At 66.1% G+C, this 4,770-nt stretch carries 4 protein-coding genes; 2 read left to right on the top strand and 2 right to left on the bottom strand.

Annotated elements, in window-relative coordinates; all coding sequences use genetic code 11:
* The first annotated feature begins 185 nt into the window (after positions 1 to 185).
* Positions 186 to 1,013 (top strand): MBL fold metallo-hydrolase, encoded by an 828-nt coding sequence (locus tag MJ785_RS17230; protein WP_239311856.1) that lies wholly within the window; start codon positions 186 to 188, stop codon positions 1,011 to 1,013.
* Positions 1,014 to 1,249: 236 nt separating this feature from the next.
* Here the strand turns inward: MJ785_RS17230 and MJ785_RS17225 are convergent, their stop codons facing one another.
* Together MJ785_RS17225 and MJ785_RS17220 are read right to left on the bottom strand one after the other, a co-directional pair.
* Positions 1,250 to 1,729 (bottom strand): PaaI family thioesterase, encoded by a 480-nt coding sequence (locus MJ785_RS17225; RefSeq protein ID WP_239311857.1) that lies wholly within the window; start codon positions 1,727 to 1,729, stop codon positions 1,250 to 1,252.
* Between the two features lie 185 nt (positions 1,730 to 1,914).
* On the bottom strand, positions 1,915 to 2,877 hold the full coding sequence (locus tag MJ785_RS17220; protein ID WP_239311858.1) for an alpha/beta fold hydrolase: 963 nt from the start codon (positions 2,875 to 2,877) through the stop codon (positions 1,915 to 1,917).
* A gap of 105 nt (positions 2,878 to 2,982) precedes the next feature.
* On the opposite strand from MJ785_RS17220, the gene MJ785_RS17215 reads away from it, so the two are divergent.
* A complete protein-coding gene (locus tag MJ785_RS17215) occupies positions 2,983 to 4,761 on the top strand; it encodes a long-chain fatty acid--CoA ligase (protein ID WP_239381783.1) in 1,779 nt (592 codons plus the stop codon).
* Positions 4,762 to 4,770: the final 9 nt, after the last annotated feature.

Raw genomic sequence — 4,770 nt, 5'->3', positions numbered from 1 at the left:
GGCCGTGGGCGCGGCCGGGGCCGTGAGCATGGCCGGGGCCCGCGGCGATTAATCCTGGCAATCGCCCGTGTGGAACCTGCCGGTTGCCAGCTCCATGATTGCGCAGCACCATCACTGGAACGAGTGAAATGTGCGTTCAGGCATGGTGTTGATTTTTGTATTTCAGGAGATCGGATGTCCTTCTGATGCATCTCACGGTCCTCGGCTGCCGCTCCGGAATGCCATCCGGCGGGCAGGGCAGTTCAGGCTATCTGGTGAGTACGGAGAGTTCCAGGATACTGCTGGACTGCGGTCCTGGGGTGGCTCTGGCGCTCAGCGCGATCGGGCATCCAAAGATGCTGGACGCGGTTGTGATCAGCCATTTTCACCTGGACCACTGTTATGATCTGCTACCTGTCGGGAAGGCTCTTCTGAGCGGGCGGGCCCGATACGGAAAACACCTGGCAAGCCTGCCGGAGGCCGACGACCACAGCGAGCGCCCACCGATTCCGTTGTACGTCCCGAGCGGCGGCCGGGCGACCCTGGACAAGCTTGCGAAACTTTTTCCAGTGGCGACGATCCCCATGTTGGACAAGGCGTTCGACATCGCTTTCGACGTGCGGGAATACAGTGCCGGCGAGGTGTTCAAGGCGGGTGACTGCGAAATCGGCATGCATGGCCTGCGGCATGCTGTGCCCAACTGCGGCGTCCGGGTGGAGGGCCCGGCGGGAACACTCGCCTACACCGGCGATACAGGGCGCACCGACGCGCTGATCTCCCTGGCCGCAAAGGCCGATCTGCTGCTCGCCGAAGCCACGCTGGCGGTCAGCGACGACGGGCCGCACGGCCATCTCAGCGCCACCGATGCCGGTGAGACCGCAGCCGCGGCCGAGGTCGGCCAGCTTGTGCTCACCCATTTCATCTCCGCCGACCCAGGATGGCTGCATGCCCGCCAGGCTGACGCCAGCCGGGTCTTTGACGGCCCGGTGCGCCTTGCCGCACCGGCCGCGCGGTTCGGCATCCAGCTCTCCTGATGTTCTCCCGGGGCGTCCGCCGGCCAGCTCGAGGCCGGTGGGCGCAGTGAGCGCGCCTCCAGCGGGCCGTCGATGACCGGCTGGAGGCGCACCTGGTGGAGCCGCGGCCCGTTGGGACTGTGATGTCTGTCGGGGCCGGGACGCCCCTTGGGACGTGGAACGGGCTGACGTGGAACGACCCGGGGCGCGCACAGCCCGGCGCGCTGGGCCGGGCGTGCTGGTCAGATCGGTGTGTCTCAGGCCGCGTCCGCGGGCCGCATGAGCATGCAGGTACTGGTTCCGTGGGCGATCAGTTTTCCGGCGGGGTCGACGACGCGGGCCTCCGCGAGCGCGGTCCGTCTACCGATGTTGATCGTCCTGCCTTCGCAGCTGAGCTGGTCGCCATCAAGCTTGACCGGGCGAATGAAGTTGACCTTCAACTCGAGCGTGGTGTAAAGAACGCCATCGGCCAGCTCGGTGAAGATCGCGCTGCCCATAGCGGTGTCCATGAGGGTCGCCAGGACGCCGCCATGCACGGTGGAGATGGCGTTGGCCGTGGCCGGTGAGGGCGTGAGCGTGTACACCGTCCGGCCTTTCTCCACCGACGCAAGTGTGATGCCCAGTGAGTGCCCGACCCCGATCCCGGATTCCAGTCCGTAGGCCAGTATCTCGCGCAGCTCGCGGATGCGGTTCAGCTCCGGAGATTCTTCTTGTGCGCCGTTCGCGTGCACGGACACCTTCTCCTTCGGGTTGAGAGCGTGTGTGAGATCGTCATTCCGGCTCGCCGCGGCCAGGCGCCCCCTGGCCGCGGCTCACTGATCGAAAGCCCGATCTCACACACGCTCTGAGTTGCGCTGACCGAGCGCCGGCCGCTGGAGCCGATCGGCCGGCGCTCGGGTGATATTCGCGGCCGGGTGACGAGCTACTGCCGTACGGTTGTAACCCAGTCGGTCATCCGGGCGGCGATCGTGCCGCCGTCCCGTATCCAGTCGATGTGGCCGAGCCGAAGCTGTCCGGAGGCACGGTCGAGATGCAGCCGGGCCAGCGGGGCGGAGCCGAGTTTCGCGCACAGGATGTCGACCGCCCGCCGGGGCGCGAGTAGATCATCGTCCAGGGAGACGGCAAGCACCGGCACGGATAGCTCCCGAAGTCGTTGCTCGAAGTTCTGCTCGGAGCCCGCCGGTTCGTACCGTCCTGTCCGGGCGTGTCGGCACCAGTCCAGCATGAGGCCGGCTGGTTGTCGGCCCGCGAATCCCAGCCGGTGGCCGGGCCAGTGGCCGAGTATTCTGGTCACCAGGTAGACGGCCCGCGTCTGCAGCAGGATTTTCGGTCCCCGGCGACCGAATCCGCTGACGTGGGTGGTCCCCGTGGCGATGACCGCGACCCCCGCGACGGTATCCGGCCGGACCGAGGCGTAGAGGATCCCCAAGGTGCCGCCGAGACTGTGACCGAGCAGGAACAGCGGCGCCGCGGGGTACCGGCGGTGGACGGTCTCGATGATGGCGGGGAGATCCTGCTCGATTATCACCTGGTAACCGGACCGCGTTCCGGGGCGCGTCGACCGGACACTCTCGCCCTGGCCACGTAGATCGACCGTTACGACGGACAGCCCACGCCGGCACAATTCCTGGACGAACGGTTTGTAGTACGTCGCCGGCACACCCATGGCCGGCAGGAGAAGCACCGCGGGAGCGGTTTGATCCTGCTGGGAGAACAGCCGGAGGACGAAGGTCGATCCGTCTTCGGTGGTGATCGGAACAATGTCGGTCGATGGTGGGCCGGAGACGTCCGTCTCAATCGGCGCTCTGGGGTTGACGGACAAGGCGGCGCTCCTTTCGATCGAACTGATCGTGGTTTTTCCGTTGTCGTTGAGTATAGGGTTCATGAATACTTGTGAACAACCTTTCCGGCCATCATCGGAGCCGGCTATCCTGTTTTTGTCACCCGACCGCACATATCGCTGTTAGGGGTAGTCGTGCAGGAATTCAGCATGCCCGGCGGAGCCACTCCGCCGCATGGCCAGGGGCTTGCCGGCATGGCATTCGACCGTAAGCGGCTGGAGCCGGACCGACCGATTCTGAGTCGCCGGACAGCCACCGGTTGGCAGGACGTCACCCTCGCCGGGTTCGGTCACGACGTGTTGCGGGTAGCGAAGGGGCTGCTGGCCGGCGGCGTCGCGGCCCAGGACCGGATAGGGGTACTCGGCCACACCTGTTATGAGTGGGTCGTCGCGGACTTTGCGATCTGGACGATCGGCGCGGTGACCGTACCGATCTACCCGACATCGTCGGAGTACCAGGTCGGACATATCATCCGGGATGCAGGCGTGTCCGGCTGTTTCGTCGAGGAGCCCGAGCGGCTGGACATGCTGGGGAAGGGTGGCCTGGGCGTCCCCGCCGATCGCCGGTGGTTGCTGGGCGGCTCCTTCGATGATCTCGCGGACCGGGGGGGCTCGGTACCGGACGAGATGGTGACGGGACGCCGGCGCGCGGTACGCGCGGATGATCTTGCGACAATCGTTTACACCAGCGGCACGACCGGCCCGCCCAAGGGCTGTATGCTCACGCACGGCAATATGTTCGCGGCCGCGGTGAACGTGGTGGAACAGTTGGGTGTCGTTTTCTCGGGATCGGATCCGGAGCCGGCGAGCACCCTGCTTTTCCTGCCGCTGTCCCATGTCTTCGGGCGGGTCACCCAGCTTGGTTGTCTGTGGGCGGGGGTCCGTACGGGGCACCTCGCCAGCCCAGCTGATCTGCTGGCGGTTATGCCTTCCTTCCGGCCGACATTTCTGATCGCTGTCCCGTATGCTCTGGAGAAGATCAGGAAAAACGCCCGCCAGCTTGCCGGCGTCGATCTCTCGGCGGTGGATTACCGCGCCGCGGAACGCACGGCGATCCACGAGGGAAAAGTCCGCCGCGGCCATGCGCTGGCGGACCCGGCGCTGCGTGCCGGCCAGCCCGTGTTCGACCGGTTGGTGTTCCGACCCCTGCGCGCCGCTTTCGGCGGGCGCCTTCGGTACATCGTGTGCGGAGGGGCATTCCTCGACCCCTCGACGGCGGAGTTCATGACCGGTCTCGGTGTGGAGATCTTCGGTGCCTACGGCCTCACCGAGGCGTCGACAGCGGTGAGCATAAACGCGCCGGGCGCCAACCGGCCGGGGAGCGTCGGCCGGCCGCTGCCCGGGACAACGGTGGCGATCAGTGATGACGGAGAGGTGCTGGTACGCGGGCCGCAGGTATCCGCCGGTTACTGGCCGCCGGCCGAGCGTGCCACGCCGGATGACGATGACGGCTGGCTCGCAACTGGTGATCTTGGCCGGCTCGATGATGACGGATACCTGTACATCATTGGCCGGCGTAAGGAAATTATCATCACCAATGGTGGCAAGAACGTCTCGCCAGCGCCGCTGGAGGACCGGATCAGGCTGCATCCCCTGGTGAGCAACTGCATGGTGGTCGGTGACGAGCGGCCGTTCGTCACCGCTCTTGTCACCGTCGACCGCACCGCTGTCCGGACCTGGGCTGATCGGCTGGGCCTGTTGCTTGCGGATGATTCCTGGTACGCCGACGAGCGTCTGCGCGCGGAGCTTCAGCCCGCTGTCGATGCGGCGAACGAGCTGGTCTCCCGGGCCGAGTCGATCCGTAAGATCGTTGTGCTGCCGATCGACTTCTCGATTGCCGACGGTCATCTGACGCCCTCGCTCAAGCTTCGCCGGGATGTGATCGTCGCGCGGTTCGACAAGGAGATCGAACAGATGTACGCGGGCTGAGCAGCCGGG

It is taken from the genome of Protofrankia sp. CiT1 (assembly GCF_917627335.1).
Taxonomy (GTDB): Bacteria; Actinomycetota; Actinomycetes; order Frankiales; family Frankiaceae; genus Protofrankia.
The sequence above is the reverse complement of the archived record's forward strand: the minus strand, read 5'-3'. Positions and strand labels throughout refer to the sequence as shown.